This is a genomic window from Photobacterium aphoticum (assembly GCF_001029435.1).
In the GTDB taxonomy this organism is placed as follows: Bacteria; Pseudomonadota; Gammaproteobacteria; order Enterobacterales; family Vibrionaceae; genus Photobacterium; species Photobacterium aphoticum.
In genome coordinates this window covers 75,230-94,650 of the sequence record NZ_LDOV01000015.1, presented here as the reverse complement: position 1 = coordinate 94,650, position 19,421 = coordinate 75,230, and the positions used below count along the sequence as shown (strand labels likewise).

The 19,421-nt window shown below is 53.7% G+C and carries 15 protein-coding genes and 5 tRNA genes; 16 read left to right on the top strand and 4 right to left on the bottom strand.

The features are described from left to right. Position 1: 1 nt before the first annotated feature. Entirely contained in the window at positions 2-1,108 is a 1,107-nt protein-coding gene (locus tag ABT58_RS08285) for an efflux RND transporter periplasmic adaptor subunit (RefSeq protein WP_047873924.1), read from the bottom strand. A 28-nt stretch (positions 1,109-1,136) separates the two neighbouring features. Then, positions 1,137-1,703 (bottom strand): TetR/AcrR family transcriptional regulator, encoded by a 567-nt coding sequence (locus tag ABT58_RS08280; RefSeq protein ID WP_047873923.1) that lies wholly within the window; start codon positions 1,701-1,703, stop codon positions 1,137-1,139. A 176-nt stretch (positions 1,704-1,879) separates the two neighbouring features. On the opposite strand from ABT58_RS08280, the gene rep reads away from it, so the two are divergent. Continuing rightward, positions 1,880-3,895, top strand: coding sequence for a DNA helicase Rep (gene rep, locus ABT58_RS08275; protein ID WP_047873922.1), 2,016 nt, complete (start codon positions 1,880-1,882; stop codon positions 3,893-3,895). Between the two features lie 145 nt (positions 3,896-4,040). Here rep and ABT58_RS08270 read toward each other — a convergent pair whose 3' ends face one another. Then, complete coding sequence (locus ABT58_RS08270; RefSeq protein WP_047873921.1) at positions 4,041-4,451, bottom strand: c-type cytochrome; 411 nt, start codon at positions 4,449-4,451, stop codon at positions 4,041-4,043. 287 nt (positions 4,452-4,738) lie between these two features. Between ABT58_RS08270 and ABT58_RS08265 the strand changes: the two genes are divergently transcribed. From ABT58_RS08265 to hemB, 11 genes are all read left to right on the top strand, one after another. Then, positions 4,739-4,815 (top strand) — tRNA-Arg (locus tag ABT58_RS08265). 38 nt (positions 4,816-4,853) lie between these two features. Continuing rightward, positions 4,854-4,929: transfer RNA gene (locus ABT58_RS08260), tRNA-His, on the top strand. A gap of 62 nt (positions 4,930-4,991) precedes the next feature. Then, positions 4,992-5,068: transfer RNA gene (locus tag ABT58_RS08255), tRNA-Pro, on the top strand. Between the two features lie 9 nt (positions 5,069-5,077). Then, positions 5,078-5,153: transfer RNA gene (locus tag ABT58_RS08250), tRNA-His, on the top strand. Positions 5,154-5,185: 32 nt separating this feature from the next. Further along, a tRNA-Pro gene (locus tag ABT58_RS08245) sits at positions 5,186-5,262 on the top strand. Between the two features lie 1,011 nt (positions 5,263-6,273). Next, positions 6,274-7,992: a dipeptide ABC transporter ATP-binding protein gene (locus tag ABT58_RS08240; RefSeq protein WP_047873935.1), complete on the top strand. Its 1,719-nt coding sequence runs from the start codon at positions 6,274-6,276 to the stop codon at positions 7,990-7,992. Positions 7,993-8,097: 105 nt separating this feature from the next. Further along, complete coding sequence (locus tag ABT58_RS08235) at positions 8,098-9,651, top strand: ABC transporter substrate-binding protein (protein WP_047873920.1); 1,554 nt, start codon at positions 8,098-8,100, stop codon at positions 9,649-9,651. A gap of 74 nt (positions 9,652-9,725) precedes the next feature. Further along, positions 9,726-10,703 carry an ABC transporter permease gene (locus ABT58_RS08230; RefSeq protein WP_047873919.1) on the top strand — a complete coding sequence of 326 codons (978 nt, stop codon included), beginning with the start codon at positions 9,726-9,728 and terminating at the stop codon, positions 10,701-10,703. 3 nt (positions 10,704-10,706) lie between these two features. Continuing rightward, positions 10,707-11,645: an ABC transporter permease gene (locus ABT58_RS08225; RefSeq protein ID WP_047873918.1), complete on the top strand. Its 939-nt coding sequence runs from the start codon at positions 10,707-10,709 to the stop codon at positions 11,643-11,645. Positions 11,646-11,798: 153 nt separating this feature from the next. Further along, positions 11,799-12,593: a 3'-5' ssDNA/RNA exonuclease TatD gene (tatD, locus tag ABT58_RS08220; protein WP_047873917.1), complete on the top strand. Its 795-nt coding sequence runs from the start codon at positions 11,799-11,801 to the stop codon at positions 12,591-12,593. 53 nt (positions 12,594-12,646) lie between these two features. Further along, entirely contained in the window at positions 12,647-13,669 is a 1,023-nt protein-coding gene (gene hemB, locus ABT58_RS08215) for a porphobilinogen synthase (RefSeq protein WP_047873916.1), read from the top strand. Positions 13,670-13,762: 93 nt separating this feature from the next. Here the strand turns inward: hemB and asnC are convergent, their stop codons facing one another. Beyond that, positions 13,763-14,224 carry a transcriptional regulator AsnC gene (asnC, locus tag ABT58_RS08210; protein WP_082211024.1) on the bottom strand — a complete coding sequence of 154 codons (462 nt, stop codon included), beginning with the start codon at positions 14,222-14,224 and terminating at the stop codon, positions 13,763-13,765. A 124-nt stretch (positions 14,225-14,348) separates the two neighbouring features. On the opposite strand from asnC, the gene ABT58_RS08205 reads away from it, so the two are divergent. The 4 genes from ABT58_RS08205 to ABT58_RS08190 all read left to right on the top strand — a co-directional run bounded on the left by ABT58_RS08205 (position 14,349) and on the right by ABT58_RS08190 (position 19,412). Continuing rightward, positions 14,349-17,570 carry an EAL domain-containing protein gene (locus ABT58_RS08205; RefSeq protein ID WP_229821783.1) on the top strand — a complete coding sequence of 1,074 codons (3,222 nt, stop codon included), beginning with the start codon at positions 14,349-14,351 and terminating at the stop codon, positions 17,568-17,570. 51 nt (positions 17,571-17,621) lie between these two features. Further along, complete coding sequence (locus ABT58_RS08200; protein ID WP_047873915.1) at positions 17,622-18,392, top strand: class I SAM-dependent methyltransferase; 771 nt, start codon at positions 17,622-17,624, stop codon at positions 18,390-18,392. A 91-nt stretch (positions 18,393-18,483) separates the two neighbouring features. Beyond that, positions 18,484-19,050 (top strand): hypothetical protein, encoded by a 567-nt coding sequence (locus ABT58_RS08195; RefSeq protein ID WP_047873914.1) that lies wholly within the window; start codon positions 18,484-18,486, stop codon positions 19,048-19,050. A gap of 134 nt (positions 19,051-19,184) precedes the next feature. Beyond that, positions 19,185-19,412 (top strand): hypothetical protein, encoded by a 228-nt coding sequence (locus tag ABT58_RS08190; protein ID WP_146147316.1) that lies wholly within the window; start codon positions 19,185-19,187, stop codon positions 19,410-19,412. The last annotated feature ends 9 nt before the right edge of the window (positions 19,413-19,421 follow it).

Genomic DNA, 19,421 nt, shown 5'->3' with positions numbered 1-19,421 from the left:
GTTACAGCATTGGGGTTTCTGCTGGGGCTTTCAGCGAGTTGCTTTCCACCACTTTCACTTTGGCATGGTTACTCAGACGGACCTGACCTGACGTCACCACGGTGTCGCCGGCTTTCACGCCACTGAGGATATGCGCGTCGTTACCTTTACGCTCACCCACTTTCACCACCGACTGCTTCACGCGTAGGTTGCCGTCTTCATCTTTGTACGTCAGGTACACGTTATCGCCGTACAGGGTGTAGGTGATCGCGGTCTGTGGCAGGATGATCTGGTTATCCAGGGTTGGCAGGATGATGTGCGCGCGGGCAAACATACCGCTGCGTAGCTGGCCATCGTTGTTCGGGATGTCCGCTTGTACCTGAACCAGACCACTCTGATAGTTCACCGCCGGCTCAATCGCACTGATCTTGCCGCTGAATGGGATTTCAGGGTACGCATCAACAAAGATTTCCACGTCCTGACCCAGACGGATTTCTGGAATGTCAGTCTGTGGCACGGTAAAGCGCAGCTTCATCAGGGTGGTGTCTTCCAGACGGACCACATCGGTACCCGGCTGGATGTACTGACCTAGGAACACGTTACGCAGACCGACCACGCCGTTAAATGGCGCTTTGATGGTGCGGCGTTCGATGGTTGCCTTTAAGCTTTCGATGTCTGCAGACAATGAGAAGTAAGAGGCTTCTGCATCATCGTACGCTTCTTTAGAAATCGAGCCCTTCTTGAACAGGCCACGGTAGCGCTCGTACTTGGCTTTCGCTGCCGGCAGACGCGCTTGGGCACTTTTCAGGTTGGCTTGTTCCACATCCGAGTCCAGCGACAGCAATTCCTGTCCCGCTTTCACCACGGTACCGGAATCAAAGTCGATGCTTTTCACCACGCCCGCCACTTCGGTGGTGATGGTGACCCCTTGGTTCGGTTCGATAAAGCCGATCGCTTCAATGGCCGGTACCCAGTTGCTGGATTGCGCTTGGGTCACGGTCACCGGGAACTCCGGCTCAGGCATGTTCGCCATGTACTCGGCGATTTTTTGTTGTTTGAAGAGATTGAAACCGACCACACTACCAAATAGCAGCAGCGCGATAAGTAGCATCACAATCCATTTTTTCATCGATGGGTATGCTCCGTATTTATAATTGTTAATGCTGAAGAATGGCGTCCCAACAGGCCTCAATGGCCGCCTCTAAGGCGTCATCGGTGACTGTACAGATACCGTTAGCATGCTTTCGAGCTAAGCAGGCGCTTGGCTCTAGGCTTAACACGCTCAGGATGTCGTTATCTAACGGCTTGAACAGACCTTGGGCCTTGCCTTCGTCAAATAAGCGATCAACCTTGGCGAAAAGTTGTTTTTCTAGTTGTTGTTGTTCCGGGGAGTCACTGCGCGGCAGGTTTTCAAATTGCCCGCGCGTGAGCAGCGGTGCTCCGTCTTGTGTGGCCATTTCCCACAGGTTGAGCCACATCGTGCGGAACCGACATTTCAACGGCATGTCATCGGAGACGTTTTGGCTGAGTTTTTCCGCTACGTACGACAAAATGTGATGATGCAACTGGTGCAACAGATCATTTTTGTCATCGAAATAGCGGTAAATCGTGCCCGCCGCCACGCCCGCCTCTTTGGCGACCATTTGCATGGAAATGCCGTGAAATCCGTACTGTGAAAGCAGCTTTTCGGTGGCTTCCAAAATACGTGTCTTTTTGTCACTCATAACAGGTACAGTAAAATGTGAATGAACGTTCATTCATTATTCTAAGGTGTCCAGATATGAGTGCAAGGCATTTATGCTTCAAAGGCTTATTTCTGTCTTGTGTGTGTTACATAGACAACGCGGAATAACCCGCTACAATGCGGCTGCAGCCCCCCAGAACAACACAGGATACGCGCATGAAACTGAACCCAAGGCAAAACGAAGCGGTAAAATATATCGCGGGCCCTTGTCTCGTCCTTGCCGGCGCCGGCTCGGGCAAGACGCGAGTGATCACCAACAAAATTGCTTACTTGGTTCAGCAGTGTGACTACAAGGCGCGCCACATCGCGGCGCTGACGTTCACCAACAAAGCCGCGCGTGAGATGAAAGAGCGTGTGGGCCAGACATTGGGCAAGCAAGAAGCTAAGGGGTTGATGGTCTCTACCTTCCACACCTTAGGGCTCAATATCATCCGTCGTGAGTACAAACATCTGGGGCTGAAAGCCAGTTTTTCGCTGTTTGACGATCAAGATCAGATGGCGCTTCTTAAAGAGCTGACCGAAGACGAGCTCGAGGGCGATAAAGATCTGCTCAAGATGCTGCTGTCGAGTATTTCCAACTGGAAGAACGACATGGTGGGGCCGGCCGATGCGATGGCGCATGCCAGCAGCGAGCGTGATCAGCTGTTTGCCCATTGCTATGAGTTGTATCAGCGTCAGATGAAGGCCTATAACGCGCTGGATTTCGATGATTTGATCCTGATGCCGGTGCTGTTGCTGCGTGATAACCAAGAGGTGCGCGAGCGCTGGCAGAACAAGATCCGCTACCTGCTGGTGGATGAATATCAAGATACCAACACCAGCCAGTATATCTTTGTGAAACTGCTGGTGGGTGAGCGTTCCCGCTTTACCGTGGTAGGGGATGATGACCAGTCGATTTACTCCTGGCGTGGGGCGCAGCCAGAGAACTTGGCCTTGTTGAACAAAGACTTCCCCAATCTGCGTGTGATTAAGCTTGAGCAGAATTACCGCTCGACCAGCCGTATTTTGCGCACGGCGAACATCCTGATCGCCAATAACCCGCACCTGTTTGAAAAAGCGCTGTTTTCTGAGATCCCAGACGGCGAAATGCTGAAGGTGATCACGGCCAAAAATGAAGAGCATGAAGCGGAGAAAGTGGTCGGTGAACTGATCGCCCATCGCTTCATGAACAATACCCAATACAAGGATTACGCCATCTTGTATCGCGGTAACCATCAGTCACGCTTGTTTGAAAAAGCCCTGATGCAAAACCGCATTCCGTACAAAATTTCCGGGGGTACCTCGTTCTTCTCGCGGGTGGAAATCAAAGACATCATGGCGTATCTGCGCCTGTTGACCAACCAGGACGATGACAATGCTTTCCTACGCATTGTGAACACCCCACGCCGAGAAATCGGCCCGGTGACGCTGGAGAAGCTGGGGACGTACGCCAACATGCGTGGTAAGAGCCTGTTTGCCGCCAGCTTTGAATTGGGGCTGGAGCAGCACCTGTCAGGCCGTGGTCTGGAAGCCTTGCAGCGCTTTACCCGCTGGGTGGTGGAGCTGGCCGATAATGCTGAGCGTGGCGATACCGTCGCGGCGGTACGTCAGTTGATCCGTGATATCCATTACGAAGACTGGTTGTATGAGACCTCAGCCAGCCCGAAAGCGGCTGAGATGCGCATGAAGAACGTGTCAGATCTCTACAGCTGGATCACGGCTGATTTAGAAGGCGATAACTACGATCAGGAAGTGAAGACCCTGAAAGAAGTGGTACAGCGTTTGACCCTGCGTGACATGATGGAGCGTGGCGAAGATGACGATGATGCGGATCAGGTGCAGTTAATGACCCTGCACGCCTCTAAAGGCTTGGAATTCCCATATGTCTATCTGATTGGCAGTGAAGAGGGCATTTTGCCGCACCAAACCAGCATTGATGAAGAGAATGTCGAGGAAGAGCGCCGCTTGATGTATGTCGGGATCACCCGTGCCCAGAAAGAGCTGACCTTTACCCTGTGTAAAGAGCGCCGCCAGTATGGGGAGTTGATTAAGCCGGAGCCGAGCCGCTTCTTGTACGAATTGCCGCAGGACGATTTGGAATGGGAAACCGACAGAAAGCCGGTCACCGCGCAGGAGCGGATGCAAAAAGGCCAGGCGCACATTGCCAATATCCGTGCCATGTTCAAGAAGTAGTGCGGTACTGAGCGTGTTGAAGCTGAGTGTGCGTAATATGCGGAAATAGACAAACAAAAAGGGTTGATCGTGGATCAACCCTTTTTTGTGCGGATGAGGCTGTGTCCGCCGTGTGACGGTTGCGCCTCTCGTGGACCGTATGCGCTTACAGCCCTTCAATCATGTGATTAATGGCGGCAATGATTTCATCATCGCTACAGTCCATACAGGAGCCCTTGGCGGGCATGGCGTTAAAGCCGTTGATGGCGTTGCTGGCCAACGTTTCGTTACCTTTGGCAAGCCGTGCATCCCAGTCACCGGCGACGCCCTTTTTCGGCGCACCCATCACACCGGTACCATGACAGGCCGCACAGAAAGTGCCATAGACGGCATCTCCACTGCGCGGCCCAGCGGCAACCACAGGCGCGGCAGGGGCGTCACCTTCCAGGTACACCGCACCGACCGGCTTGATACGTTCTGCGATTGCGGCATCCGACATATCGGCAGCGATGGCAGTGCCAGCCAGCGTGAGGCTGGTGACCGCTGCAATCATGAGTTGTCGAAGAGATAATTCCATTGAGCTCACCTTACACTTCCAGAAAATTGTGTGCGTGCCACAGAAAACTTGCTGCTTGTTATGATTGAACTGTTGCAACAAGGCTGTGATTATTGAGATAGTGTTTAAATTGTAAAATCTTAGTAAGTATACCCACTGTTGAGGCCGTGATAAACCTGATGGCTGTATTTGTATGATACGAATCAATAGTTATTTGCTTACATTTGCAGCGAACGAAAAAAAATTCAAAAAAAACACTTTACGAGAGGGGGCCTGATCCGTAATATTCACCTCCGCCGATAGGGTATGCGCCCGTAGCTCAGTTGGATAGAGCGTTGGCCTCCGGAGCCAAAGGTCGAAGGTTCGAATCCTTTCGGGTGCGCCATTCCGGAAGCAAAGGAAATATTGGCAAAAGAAACAATGGTGGCTATAGCTCAGTTGGTAGAGTCCCGGATTGTGATTCCGGTTGTCGCGGGTTCGAATCCCGTTAGCCACCCCATATTAAAGAGTATTGATGCTATCATCAGTAGTCAGAGGTGAAAGACCTCAACAGAATTAAGTCGGTGAATAGCGCAGTTTGGTAGCGCATCTGGTTTGGGACCAGAGGGTCGGGGGTTCGAATCCCTCTTCACCGACCACTTACAATGGTGGCTATAGCTCAGTTGGTAGAGTCCTGGATTGTGATTCCAGTTGTCGCGGGTTCGAATCCCGTTAGCCACCCCATTATTCAAGTCTTCAGTACGCTGAAGCAACGTCGGTGAATAGCGCAGTTTGGTAGCGCATCTGGTTTGGGACCAGAGGGTCGGGGGTTCGAATCCCTCTTCACCGACCACCATTCGAAAGCCTCGTCAGAAATGACGAGGCTTTTTTGCATTTCAATCGTAGTGAAACCAGAGGTCTGGGTACAGAAGATCGCCCCGGTAGAAGCCCTCTCGTATCGACCCGCACTTCACCGATCATGCTTAGAAGCCCCAGACTGGGCGTCCCCGACGAAAGACTGGGGCTTTTTTCATATCTGTCGTTTCGATAACGCAAGCCTCGACTGACCGTCCGTGTCAAAATGACGCGTTTTTTCTGATCTTCCATTCTGACAGCGAAAGTCTCAACTGACTGTTCGTGTCACCTTTCTCTTCTGCGAGCCGGTTGGCTGTGCATGCCGTTCTTTTTTCTTTTCTGATGATCTTTCTGATTTTTGGGGCCGTGTATCCCCTTTGGCGATAGTTACCGGTTATGTCTGGTTCGTATTTTTCTCTGTGTGTCTTTCGTGAGTTGGTGCTTTGTGCTGGTGAGATGCTAACAGAGAGAGAATGTCATATGTTGCACGCTATAGCTGTGTTACTGGCCGCTATTTTTGTTGGGCAACATCAGATCCGTCGTTTTTTTGCACAAAAGTAAAGTGCAATCCTCCGCAAAAATAAAATCTCGCAGTCGTAATGTGTGTGCTTTGTCACTAATTCCCCATATGTGTGGTGAAAAACAGGAAAAAGCAGTGCGTTGTTTTAAAGTTGTTAACTTTCAATATTCTTACTTTGCGTGTTTATGCAAGTGTGGCATTTTTAAGTAATAACATATAACCACTTTCCTAGCGTTATTCACTGCCTCATGCCGCGATAACACCACAAGGTGCTTATTGTGCGATCTTCCATATCATGAGAGTCAGCGGATAACGTGTGACTAATTATTCTGTTTATATGCAAAGCGACAGTTTTTATCTGTGGTTTGTTGATTTTTTGTGAAATCTTTGGCAGGTTATGCCTTCAGCAAATATCCAGCGCGATATGCTGATTGAATGGATTCGTTTTTCAGACAGGGCAGGATGCTGCCACGTAGTTGGGGTCTGGTCATGGCTTTATTGGAAGTAAAAAACTTACGTATTGAATACCCGTCTCGTCACGGGAACCATGCGGCAGTGAAATCACTCTCGTTTACCATTGAACGGGGCGAAATCGTCGGCGTGGTTGGGGAATCCGGTGCCGGTAAATCCACCGTGGGCAATGGGATCATCGATCTGCTCAGCCCGCCGGGACATGTGGCCAGCGGCGAGGTGTACCTCGATGGCGCCCTGATCTCTGGCTTGTCGCCGGAAAAAATGCGCGCCGTCCGTGGTTCCAAGATTGGGTTTATCTTTCAAGACCCGATGACGTCCCTCAATCCGTTGTTTACGGTCGAGCACCAGCTGACCGAAACCATCATCACGAATCTGCATGTCAGCAAAGAAGAAGCCGTTGAGCGCGCGCTGACACTGATGAAGCAGGTAGGGATCCCACAGCCAGAAGTCCGCATCAAGCAATACCCGCATCAGTTTTCCGGCGGGATGCGCCAGCGGGTGGTGATTGCCATTGCACTGGCTGGTGAGCCGGATCTGATCATTGCGGATGAACCGACCACCGCGCTCGATGTGTCTATTCAGGATCAAATCCTGACCCTGATCCGCGATTTGTGTCAGCAGAAAAATGTCGGCTGTATGCTGGTCACCCATGACATGGGCGTGGTCGCCAATGTGACCGATCGCGTGGCGGTGATGTACCGGGGCGATTTGGTGGAACTGGGTACGACCGAGCAGGTGCTCTGCCGTCCGAATCACCCGTACACCCAGAGCCTGATCTCGGCGGTGCCGCGCTCCGACATCAAGCTCAAACGCTTTCCGCTCGTCAGCTACATCGAATCGGCTGAAGTGACGTCATCGTTGGATGTGAAAACCCACTGGCTGGGGCAAAGCGAAGATCAGCGTAGCTACAGCGGGGCGTTATTGCAGGTGGAAAACGTCAACCTGCGTTTTATCACCAAAGATTCGTTTTTTGAAAGCCGCCGTGAATACGTGCAGGCGTCTAACAATGTCAGCTTTGAGATCCACGAAGGGGAAACCTTCGGGCTGGTGGGCGAGTCCGGCTCGGGAAAATCCACCATTGCGCGTGTCATTGCTGGCCTGTATCCGCCCAATTCCGGACGCGTGGTGTTTGAAGGCATCGATCTGACTGCCCTTAAGAGTGAAGCCAAGCGCCGTCCGTTGCGTCGCCAGATGCAGATGGTGTTCCAGAACCCGTATACCTCGATGAACCCGCGCATGAAGGTGGCGGACATTATCGCTGAGCCTATCCGTTTTCACCGTCTGACCGACAGCGAAAGCCAGACCCGCCAGATCGTGAATGACTTGCTCAACCACGTTGGCCTGGGCACGGCTGCCGGCCTGAAGTACCCGCACGAGTTTTCCGGTGGTCAGCGCCAGCGTATTTCGATTGCCCGTGCCTTGGCGACCCGCCCGCGCTTGTTGATTTGTGACGAGCCGACCTCGGCGCTCGATGTGTCTGTGCAGGCGCAAATCCTCAACTTGCTCAAAGATCTGCAAGACGAGCTGAACCTGACCATGCTGTTTATCAGCCACGACCTGCCGGTGATCCGCCAGATGTGTGATCGCATTGGCGTAATGCAGCACGGCACCTTGCTGGAAGTGGCCCAGACCGAGCAGTTGTTTACCGCGCCGCGTCATGCCTACAGCCAGCAACTCATTTCCCTGATGCCCGAATTCAAAGGCATGAGTCAGCAAGGACTGAAGTTAGCTTAATCCACGATTTTGCCTGCCGGGCCACGGTGCGCGGCAGGCACATAACAACAATAAGCAAACACAACCGCTAGGGAGTTCTCTCCCCGCATAAAGGAGCTATGCAACATGAAAACCCTCAAGACCCAATTGGCGATAGCCATGATGGCTGTTGGCTTGAGCTTTGGTGCCGCCGCTGCGGAAATTAAAGTCGCGTACGATGCCGATCCGGTGTCGCTTGATCCCCATGAGCAACTGTCCGGGGGCACCCTGCAACTGTCACACATGGTGATGGATCCGCTGGTGCGTTATACCCAAAAACTGGAGTTTGAACCGCGTTTGGCGTCAAGCTGGGAGCGTGTCGATGAAACGACGTACCGCTTTACCCTGCGCAAAGGGGTGACATTCCACTCCGGCAACCCAATGACCGCCGATGACGTGGTGTGGACGTTCAACCGTTTGAAATCATCCCCGGACTTCAAAGCCATTTTTGAACCGTATTCTGAACTGAAGAAAGTGGACGATTACACGGTTGAGCTGATCTCTAAATATCCGTACCCGCTGGTGCTGCAGACTGCGACCTACATCTTCCCGATGGACAGCAAGTTCTACACCGGCAAAACCGAAGACGGCAAAGACAAGGCCGAGTTGGTCAAACACGGCAACTCTTACGCGTCTACGCATATTTCCGGCACAGGCCCGTTCGTGGTGACCGATCGTGAGCAGGGCGTGAAAGTGGAATTTGAGCGCTTTGACAACTACTGGGACAAAGACTCCAAAGGCAACGTCGACAAGCTGACTTTGGTACCAATCAAAGAAAACGCCACCCGTGTGGCGGCCCTGTTGTCGGGTGGCGTGGACATGATCCACCCGGTGGCGCCGAATGACCACAAACGTGTTCAGGATGCCAAAGGGATTGATTTGGTGACCCTGCCGGGCACCCGTTTGATCACTTTCCAGATGAACCAGAAATCCAATGAAGCGTTGAAAGATGTGCGCGTGCGTCAGGCCATCGTGCATGCGGTGAATAACGACGGCATCGTGAAGAAAATCATGAAAGGCTTTGCCACGACGGCGGGCCAGCAAGGCCCAGAAGGCTATGCCGGCTATGACGAAGCGTTAGTGCCGCGTTATGACGTGAAAAAAGCCAAGCAGTTGATGAAAGAAGCGGGCTACGAGGACGGCTTTAAGCTGACCATGCTGGCGCCGAACAACCGTTACGTGAACGATGCCAAAGTGGCACAGGCAACGGCGGCCATGTTGTCGAAAATCGGCATCAAAGTGGATCTGAAAACCCTGCCAAAAGCGCAGTACTGGCCGGAGTTTGATCTGTGTGCCGCTGACATGCTGATGATTGGCTGGCACTCCGATACGGAAGACTCGGCTAACCTGAGTGAGTTCCTGACCATGACCCGTGATGCGAAGACCGGTAAAGGCCAGTACAACTGTGGCTACTACTCCAACCCGAAAGTGGATGAGTTGGTGGAGCTGTCGAACAAGGAAACCGATCCGGCCAAGCGCGCGCAAATGCTGAAAGACGTTGAACGTATTCTGTATGACGACGCTGCGTTTGTGCCACTGCACTGGCAGAGTGAAGCATGGGGTGCGAAATCTAACGTCCATGCCGCAGAGATCGTGAACCCGATGGTGATGCCATACTTTGGCGATCTGGTCGTGGACTAAAGGCAAAAACGGTGGGCCAGACGGTGAGAGTCAGCCGTCTGGCCCACGCTAAGGATGCATAAAAGGGGCAGGGAATGTTTACGTTTCTGGTCAAGCGCCTGTTTCAGGCACTGATAGTGATGTTTGTGATCAGTCTGGTGGCGTTTGCCATTCAGGATAACCTGGGTGATCCACTGCGCGAGCTGGTGGGGCAGTCGGTATCAGAAGCTGAACGTCAGGCACTTCGCGATGAGTTGGGCTTAAATGATCCGTTCATCACAAAATACCAACGCTTTGTGGCCAATGCGCTGCAAGGGGATTTGGGTACCTCGTATTTCTTCAAGCGACCGGCCACCGAGGTGATCCTCGATAAGCTGGTGGCAACCTTAGAGCTGGTGTTTGGCGCCAGTCTGATCATTGTGCTGGTGTCGATCCCGCTCGGGGTCTATTCCGCCATTCACCCGCACAGTTTCTTTACCAAAACCGTGATGGCACTGAGCAGCATCGGTATTTCCATTCCGGTGTTTCTGACCGCCATTATGCTGATGTATGTGTTCTCCATCGAGTTGGGTTGGCTGCCGTCCTACGGGCGAGGAGAAACCGCCAACGTGCTGGGCTGGGAGTCGGGGTATTTCACCGTCGACGGGTTGCGCCACTTAGTGCTGCCGTGCATTGCGCTGGCGTCGATCATGCTGCCGTTGTTCATTCGCTTAGTGCGGGCGGAAATGCTCGAAGTGCTGAGCTCGGAGTACATCAAGTTCGCCAAAGCCAAAGGGCTGGCGATGAACAAAATCTATTACCAGCATGCGCTGAAAAATACCCTGTTGCCGGTACTGACTGTGGGTGGGGTGCAGATCGGCACCATGGTGGCCTACACCATTTTGACCGAAACCGTCTTCCAGTGGCCGGGCACCGGTTTTTTGTTCCTGGAAGCGATTAACCGCGTCGACACACCACTGATCACGGCGTACGTGATTTTTGTCGGACTGGTGTTTGTGGTCACCAATACGGTGGTGGATCTGCTGTATGGCTTGGTGAACCCGACGGTGAACCTGACGGGCAAGGGAGAGTAAGGCATGGACAACACAATGACAGCCCCGAGCCGTTGGGCGCGTTTCAAACAATCGGATTTTCTCTATTACTTTTTGAAAGACAAAGTGGCGATGACCAGCTTTGCGGTGTTTATGGTGTTTGTGCTCAGCGCGGTGTTTGCCCCGGCACTGGCACCGACCAACCCGTATGACTTATCGACCATTGATATCATGGATGCAGAGCTGCCGCCGTCGTGGATGGAAGACGGTGACAGCCGCTTCTTGCTCGGTACCGACGATCAGGGGCGCGATATCTTCTCGACCATTTTGTATGGCTCGCGCCTGTCGCTGACCATCGGTTTGCTGGCGGTCAGCTTGCAGCTGTTTTTGGGCGTGGTGATTGGTCTGAGTGCGGGCTATTTTGGTGGCCGTATCGACAGCTTCCTGATGCGCTTTGCCGATGTACAGTTGTCGTTCTCGACCATGATGGTGGCGATTATTGTCTCCGCCATTTTCCGTACCGCGCTGGGGGCTGAAATGTTTGCCCAGTATGCGGTGGTGATGCTGGTGGTGATCATCGGGGTGGCGGAGTGGCCGCAGTATGCCCGTACCGTGCGTGCCTCGGTACTGGCCGAGAAGAAAAAAGAGTACGTGGAAGCGGCACGGGTGATGGGCTTTAAAGCGCCGCGCATCATGTTCCGTCATATTCTGCCGAACTGTTTGTCGCCGATTTTGGTGATTTCGACCGTGCAGGTGGCCAACGCCATTATGTCGGAAGCGGCGTTGTCGTTCCTTGGCTTGGGACTGCCAGTGGATCAGCCGTCGCTCGGCTCACTGATCAGCATCGGCTTTAACTACATCTTTTCCGGCTCTTGGTGGATCACCGCGTTCCCGGGCTTGGTGCTGGTGGCCTTGGTGCTGGTGATCAACCTGCTGGGTGACTGGCTGCGCGATGTGTTTAACCCGAAGATCTACAAAGGCTAACATCGCACGGCTTTCGTCTCTTTTCCTCAACCTAGCTTCACTTTTCTCAATAACCTGCCACGCCCGTGTTATGCGGCGTGGCAGGGCTAGCCAAATGCCCCGACGTTGATTACTGTGTGCGTCAGACGAATGGACTGACCATAAGGCCACACTATGATTGATATCGGGGTTAACCTCACCAACAACCGTTTTGACCGTGACCGCGAGGCGGTGATTGAACGGGCGCAAACTGCCGGGGTACACGGCATGATCCTGACCGGCACCAGCATTGAAGAAAGCCAACAAGCCTTCGCGATGGCCCAGCAATGGCCGGGTTATTGCTATAGCACGGCCGGCGTGCACCCGCATGATGCCAAATCGGTGGACGATTTGACCCTGCCAGCCATTCGCGCGTTGGCGGCCCACCCGGAGGTGGTGGCGATCGGGGAGTGTGGGCTCGACTTCAACCGTGATTTCTCGCCTCGTCCGCAGCAAGAAGCGGTGTTTGAGGCGCAACTGGCGTTAGCCGCCGAGTTAAACCTGCCGGTGTTTATGCATTGCCGCGATGCCCACGAACGTTTCATGGCGATCCTCGCGCCGTGGCGTGATAAGTTGCCGGCGGCAGTGCTGCACTGTTTTACCGGCAGTGAAGCGGAGCTGCGTGATTGTCTGGCGCTGGATCTGCATATCGGTATTACCGGTTGGGTGTGTGACGAGCGCCGGGGGCTGGATTTGCGTGAGATTGTCGGGCTTATTCCGGATGACCGTTTAATGATTGAGACCGATTGCCCGTACCTGTTGCCGCGTAATCTGCGTCCGAAGCCAAAATTGAGCCGTAACGAGCCGCAGTACCTGCCACACATTGCCAGCGAGATCGCGCTGTGCCGGGGCCAAACCGCAGAAGCGGTGGTCCGTGCGTCTTACACCACCACGCAGGCTTTTTTTCAAATCGGATCGCCTGCGCTGTAACGGGAGTGGTATGATCGGTACAAAAGCGATTAATGCCAACTAAGGAGTATCCAGTGTCTGTTTCTATTCAGGGCGCGTTTCCGGCTCGTCGTATGCGTCGCATGCGTAAACATGACTTTAGCCGTCGTTTGATGGCTGAAAATCAGATCTCAGTGAACGATCTGATCTACCCGATGTTTATTCTGGAAGGGGAAAACCGTCGTGAAACGGTTGACTCAATGCCGGGCATCGAACGTTTGTCGGTGGATTTATTGCTAGAAGAAGCGGCGTATCTGGCCAAACTGGGTATTCCGGCGATTGCCCTGTTCCCGGTAGTCTCGCAAGACGTGAAAACCGTGAACGCGGAAGAAGCGTACAACCCAAACGGTTTGGTGCAGCGTGCGGTGCGTGCACTGAAAGCGGCCGTGCCTGAATTGGGCGTGATCACGGATGTGGCGTTAGATCCGTACACGGTACACGGTCAGGACGGCATCATCGACGAAGACGGCTACGTGGTGAACGACATCACCACTGACGTCTTGATCAAGCAGGCGCTGTCTCATGCAGAAGCCGGTGTGGATGTGGTGGCACCGTCTGACATGATGGATGGCCGTATTGGCGCGATCCGTGAAGCACTGGAAGAAGCGGGTCATATCCATACCCAAATCATGGCGTATTCCGCGAAGTACGCATCGAACTACTACGGTCCGTTCCGTGATGCAGTCGGCTCAGCGTCGAACCTGAAAGGCGGCGACAAGAAAACCTACCAGATGGATCCGGCGAACAGCGATGAAGCCTTGCACGAAGTGGCGATGGACATCAATGAAGGCGCGGACATGGTGATGGTGAAGCCGGGCATGCCGTACCTGGATGTGGTACGTCGCGTGAAGACCGAGCTACAGGTACCGACCTTTGCGTACCAGGTGTCTGGCGAATATGCGATGCACATGGCAGCGATCCAAAACGGTTGGCTGAAAGAGCGTGAAACCATCATGGAATCCCTGTTGTGCTTCAAGCGCGCGGGTGCTGATGGCGTACTGACGTACTTTGCCAAAGTCGTGGCGGAGTGGTTGGCAGAAGACGCGAAGCGCGACTAATTCTGCGGGTATGACCGTTCATCAAAAAGCCGATGTTACTTGGTGACATCGGCTTTTTTGTGTCTGCTGGATGTGTTGCGCTGGCTGACATTGTTAGGGTTTGACATTGCGGTTGATCGGGTTTTGCAGCGAGATCAGGGTCTCGGTGGATTGCACTTCATCAATTGCCTGCAGCTTGTCGATCAGCACATATTGCAGCTCTTCAATCGATTTACACATCAGTTTGACGAAGATGTTGTATGCCCCGGTGGTGTAGTAGGCCTCCACCACTTCATCCAGCGCATTGAGTTTGGCCAGTGCCGAATGGTAGTCACGCGCGGCATTGAGGTTAATACCGATAAAGCAGCACACGTCGTAGCCGAGCAGTTTCGGGTTCACCACCACTTCAGTGCCGGTGATGATATTGGCGGCACGCATTTTTTCCACCCGGACATGGACCGTGGCCGGACTGACATTGAAGCGCTTGGCCATTTCGGCGTACGGGGTACGCGCATCGTTCATCAGGGTGTTGAGGATCTCGCGATCTAAATCGTCGATTCGGATTGGTGTGTTCACAGTTGATGCAATCCTTTGTTTATGTTGATTTTATAGTGGCTTATACTGCGTCGCTCCCGGTTATATTAAAACAAAATCATGGGCTTCGCTGCTCCAGTGATCGCACTGGCGGAGGAAATCAGCGGTGTCATCAACCGGAGTGGTGTATTTCAGACAGGATCAAGGTGGCGGCGTGCGGTTTTTTCTTTCTCTTTTGGTGGCAGGGTGGCTCAGTGCTGCGCCACAGGCCGAGGCCGCCAGTGAGTGCCATGACGCCTTGGTTCTGCATTCCTATCACCGTGGTATGCACTGGGCCGATTCCCTGCAAACCGGGTTGGTGCAGGGCATCGGTCAAGCTGAGATCGATCTCCATGTGAACTACATGGACACCAAGCGTTACCAGTCACTGACCTATTTGCAGGCATTGACAGAAATCTACCGTGCCAAGCTCAAGACGGAGTGTTTTAAGAGTATTGTCGCGGTCGATAACCATGCCCTGTGGTTGCTCAATGAGCTGGCGGATACCCTTGAAGACACGCCGGTGATCTTTGTCGGGGTGAATGACTACCATCCGTCACAACATGCCCGTCTGAACAACGTGATTGGTCTGCTTGAGCAAACCGATCCGTCCGACAATATTGCGTTGGCGCAGTCGCTGCAGCCGGCGTTAGAACGCATTTATATCATTGCCGATCACACTACCACCGGCCAGGCGCTGTGGACGGGGGTGGCGGAGCATTTGGCCAGTCAGCCGCCATCGGTTGAAGTGATCCGCATTGACCAGGGGCGCTTTGCCGATATCTTTGCGCAAATGGCCGAGGTGCCGGCAAACAGTGCCATCATTTTTATCTCCTACTATCACGACAGTGACGGTGCGTTTCTCGAAAGTGGCGAGTTCCTGGCCAAGCTGACGTCGAAGGCCAATGCGCCGGTGTATGCCTCGTTCAATTACATGTTGGAAGACGGCGCGGTCGGCGGCGTGATGACCAGTGGCTATGACAAGGGGTTTACTGCCGGCCAAGTGCTGACACGTTTGCTCAACGGCGAGATCACCCGTTTCCCGAGTTATATCCATTCCACCGGCAAGGCGATGTTCAGCACGCCGATGCTGACCCGCTGGCAGTTAGATATCTCTCACCTTGAACGCCCTGCCACGCAAATTTCCCCGTTGTTGCCGTGGTTCCAACGTTATCAGCGCGAGCTGAAAGTGCTGGGACTGGCCTCCGGCATCATGGGCGGCGTCATTGTGATGCTCATGCTGGTGATCCGTCGCCTGCGCAAAGGGGAGCAGCAACTGCAACAAAGTCATGCCCTGTTTGAAGGGGTCTTTGATCAAAGCTTCCAGTTCATCGGTATTTTGGATGCGGATGGCCAGTTGGTATCAGGTAATCTGGCGTTGCAAGAATTAGTGGGTCAGTCGGTGTTGAAATACGACCGGCCGCTGTGGCGCTGGTATTGCTGGAACACCCACGCGGTGGTGGCATTGAGTCAGGCCTTTGCGTCGGTGACATCTGATCAACCGATGCGGTTAGCGTTGGAAATCCAGAGTCATGATGACGGCCTGCGCATGCTGGATGTGGGGATCAAACGTCTGCCGGCGGCAGAGGTTGGCGGGGCCCAGTTTTTGTTTGAAGCCCGTGATGTGACCTCCCGTCACCAGATGGAAGAGACCCTGCGTGAGCGTGAGATCAGCTACCGTTTGCTGTACGAGCAGCAACCGGTGATGTTGATGACCGTCGACAGTCAGGCGCGGATCCAGTCGGTCAATCAGTTTGCCGCCGATCTGCTCGGTTACAGCAAACGCGAGTTACTGGGCCATAAGATCACCAGCTTTTATGCCGATGAAGATATGTTGCCGCAGCAGTGTGTGTCGGGGGCGACGGACGATGCCAGTCAGCGCGTGTGGCGTCGCCAATTGCGTTACTGTTGTGCCGATGGCCGTCAGGTGTGGATCCGCGAAGCCATTCGTCAGGGCCAGCACCGCCAGCTCATGGTGGTGGGGGAAGACATTACCGCCACGTACGAATTGGAAGCCCGTCTGGCTTATCAGGCCTGCCATGATGATTTGACCGATTTACACAATCGCAGCCATTTTGAGCAGCAGTTGGACAAGGCATTGCAGACCTCGCGTGAGCAGGGGGCGCAGCATGCGATGTGCTATATCGACCTTGACCAGTTTAAGATCATTAACGATACCGCCGGCCATGAAGCGGGTGATGAGGCCCTCAAGCAGGTGGCGCTGTTGTTACAGGATCTGTTGCAGCAGGACATGACGCCGCGTCAGGCGACCTTAGCTCGTTTAGGCGGTGATGAATTTGCCGTGATTTTGTTCCATTGTACGTTGGCGCAGGCGGAAGCCTTGGGGCAAAAGGTGCTGAAGGCCTTGGAAGCGACCGAGTTTTACTGGCAGAACACCCGTTTTAGTCTCAGCGCATCGATTGGCTTGCGGATGATTGATGACACCGCCGGCTCGGCCCAGCAGGTGCATGCCCAGGCCGATACCGCCTGTTATGCGGCCAAAGATGAAGGCCGTAACCGCTTGCATGTCTATCATCCTGATGATGAAGAGTTACGTCGCCGGGAACTTGAGATGGAGTGCGTGAGCCTTATTCGTCGCGCGCTGGCAGACCGCCGGTTGGAAATTTATGCCCAGCAGATCTCGCCGCTGATCAGCGGGGCGGATCGTCAGCATTATGAAATTCTGGTGCGTATCCGTCATGAGAATGGCGACATGATCTCCCCGGCGCTCTTTATGCCGGCGGCAGAGCGCTATAATTTAGCCCATCGGATTGACCGTTATGTGGTGACGGAAGTGGTGGCCTGGTTACGTGCCCATCCGGAGGCCGTGGCCGCGTTAGACATGTGTGCCATTAACCTGTCGGGACAGTCGATGGGGGACAAAGACTTTGTCCAGTTCCTGCTGGCGCAGATCAGCCAGTCGGGATTACCGACCCATAAACTGTGTCTGGAAATTACCGAAACCGCCGCGATCAGCAACCTGAGTGAAGCGATTCGCCTGTTTGGGCAGTTGCGGGAGCTGGGTTGTCGTATTTCGCTGGATGATTTCGGTTCGGGCCTGTCCTCGTTTGGTTATCTCAAGCGCATGCCGGTCGACATCATTAAAATTGATGGCATGTTTGTGCGTGATATTGCCAACGATGAGATGGATTTTGCCATGGTCAAAGCCATCAACGAACTGGCGAAGAAAATGGGCAAGCAGACGGTGGCCGAATTTGTCGAAGACGAAGCGATCCTGGCGCGTTTGGAAACCATTGGGGTCGATTATGCGCAAGGGTACCTGTTTGGTCGCCCGCAACCGCTGGACGCGCTGGTTGCTCAATTGAGCGAGCGGCAAGAGGTGGTATAATCCGCCACCATCTTCTGCGTCAGCAGGAGCCTGTATGAATTGGAGAGCCCTGTGCAACTAGCCCTTATTTGTGACAACCCTGAACGCCAACCTGTGCTTGATCAACTGGCCGCGCGCTGGGGACTGCAGCATGATCCTGATAGCCTGTTCGCGCTGGTTTTGACCGACGAGCGATTAGAACTGCATAAGCGTGATGAACCAAAGCTGGGGGCAGTGTATGTGGATTTGGTGAGCGGCGCAGCGGCACACCGCCGTAAGTTCGGTGGCGGCCGGGGTCAGGCGATTGCCAAAGCGGTTGGCTTAAAAGGCGGCGTCTCTCCAACCGTGGTGGACGGGACGGCGGGTCTGGGGCGTGATGCGTTTGTGTTAGCGTCACTAGGCTGTAAGGTACAAATGGTGGAGCGTCACCCTGTTGTGGCCGCACTACTGGATGATGGCCTGACCCGCGCGAAAGCGGACCCGGAAATCGGTAGCTGGATCAGCGAGCGCATGAGCCTGTTGCATGCGTCGAGTCACGATGCGTTGGATCAACTGGCGGCGGATCCGGACTTTGTGGCACCGGATGTGGTGTATTTGGATCCGATGTACCCGCACAAGAAAAAATCGGCATTGGTGAAAAAAGAAATGCGCGTGTTCCAGACCTTGGTCGGTGCGGATCATGATGCGGATGCCCTGTTGGCGCCGGCGCTGCAATTGGCCACCAAACGCGTGGTGGTGAAGCGCCCGGATTACGCGGAATGTTTGGCGGATAAGACCCCGTCGACGGTGATTGAAACCAAGAAAAACCGCTTTGATGTGTACGTGAACGCCGCGATGAAGTAGCGCTTCTCGCAGCGGAGCGATATTATCCTGTGAGATGATCAAACGACGCCTCGGTGTATGACGCCGGGGCGGCAAGCAGGAGTACAGGCCGATGGCGAAGTCATTGTGTAAATATCGGCGGGTCGAATTGGCCGATCAGTTTGCGACAATCAGCCAGATTGTCAGTGTGCCAAATTACATGTGCAGCAGTTGTGCGCGGGTAGCCGCCAAGAAAGCTTATCTGTGCAAGCCGTGTGCGCTCTCACGCCCGGCAGCGGTCTCGGCAGTCCCTTTGCCGGCTTCCTCTTCGTGCTCTTCTGTGGTGGCGGATGATGCTGAGTCATTGGCTCCGGTTGCCCAGGCCGTGCATCAGGCCGCGTTAGCGGTGACCGACGCCCAGCCTGCGGATACGCCCCTGACAACCACGCCAGTAACTCCTGTGACGCCCGTGTCTGCGGTGTCTGATGTCCCAGCCGTGATCACCCCACTGAAAGCCCCTGACTCGTTACCGTTGCAGGAGGCCGAGTCCCCCTCTTTGAGCAAGTCATCACGCAAGAAGCTTAAGAAACTGAAGAAAGCGGCGAAGAAAAAACAGAAGTCACTGAAGAAAGCCGCCAAAGCTGTGCAGCATTATGAGAAGGTGCTGCGTAAAGTGAAAAAAGCCTTGGCATTGACCTGAATCGGTTAAGGGCAGCGTGTGGCATCAGCAGGGTGTTCAGCCATAAAAAAAACCTCCAGTTGGAGGTTTTTTTATACAGGGATTAAGACTCTTTGATCAGGACTGCCGTCATTAGGCAGGTGATCACAGAAACAATGATCCCAGACACGATTAACCAAGGAAGCATATCCATAGTTAGTTATCCATTTGTAGAGCAAGAAGAAGCCCTATTAAATGATGTTTACATTTTGTTATCAATGGCTTGGATACAAGCTGAAACGGCTGTTAACACTTGGAAACACTTACTCGATCTTATTCATATCTGTATTTTTAAACGGTATAAAAAAGCACCCAGAAGGGTGCTTTTTGATGAAGAAATGTGACGGTTTTGT

What these genes read in the sequence shown, in the direction of transcription:
- ABT58_RS08285 (WP_047873924.1), bottom strand. Translation starts at nt 1,108, where the DNA reads ATGAAAAAATGGATTGTGATGCTACTTATCGCGCTGCTGCTATTTGGT.
- ABT58_RS08190 (WP_146147316.1), top strand. Translation starts at nt 19,185, where the DNA reads ATGATCCCAGACACGATTAACCAAGGAAGCATATCCATAGTTAGTTAT.
- ABT58_RS08280 (WP_047873923.1), bottom strand. Translation starts at nt 1,703, where the DNA reads ATGAGTGACAAAAAGACACGTATTTTGGAAGCCACCGAAAAGCTGCTT.
- ABT58_RS08195 (WP_047873914.1), top strand. Translation starts at nt 18,484, where the DNA reads ATGGCGAAGTCATTGTGTAAATATCGGCGGGTCGAATTGGCCGATCAG.
- ABT58_RS08225 (WP_047873918.1), top strand. Translation starts at nt 10,707, where the DNA reads ATGGACAACACAATGACAGCCCCGAGCCGTTGGGCGCGTTTCAAACAA.
- ABT58_RS08235 (WP_047873920.1), top strand. Translation starts at nt 8,098, where the DNA reads ATGAAAACCCTCAAGACCCAATTGGCGATAGCCATGATGGCTGTTGGC.
- ABT58_RS08270 (WP_047873921.1), bottom strand. Translation starts at nt 4,451, where the DNA reads ATGGAATTATCTCTTCGACAACTCATGATTGCAGCGGTCACCAGCCTC.
- ABT58_RS08230 (WP_047873919.1), top strand. Translation starts at nt 9,726, where the DNA reads ATGTTTACGTTTCTGGTCAAGCGCCTGTTTCAGGCACTGATAGTGATG.
- ABT58_RS08240 (WP_047873935.1), top strand. Translation starts at nt 6,274, where the DNA reads ATGGCTTTATTGGAAGTAAAAAACTTACGTATTGAATACCCGTCTCGT.
- tatD (WP_047873917.1), top strand. Translation starts at nt 11,799, where the DNA reads ATGATTGATATCGGGGTTAACCTCACCAACAACCGTTTTGACCGTGAC.
- rep (WP_047873922.1), top strand. Translation starts at nt 1,880, where the DNA reads ATGAAACTGAACCCAAGGCAAAACGAAGCGGTAAAATATATCGCGGGC.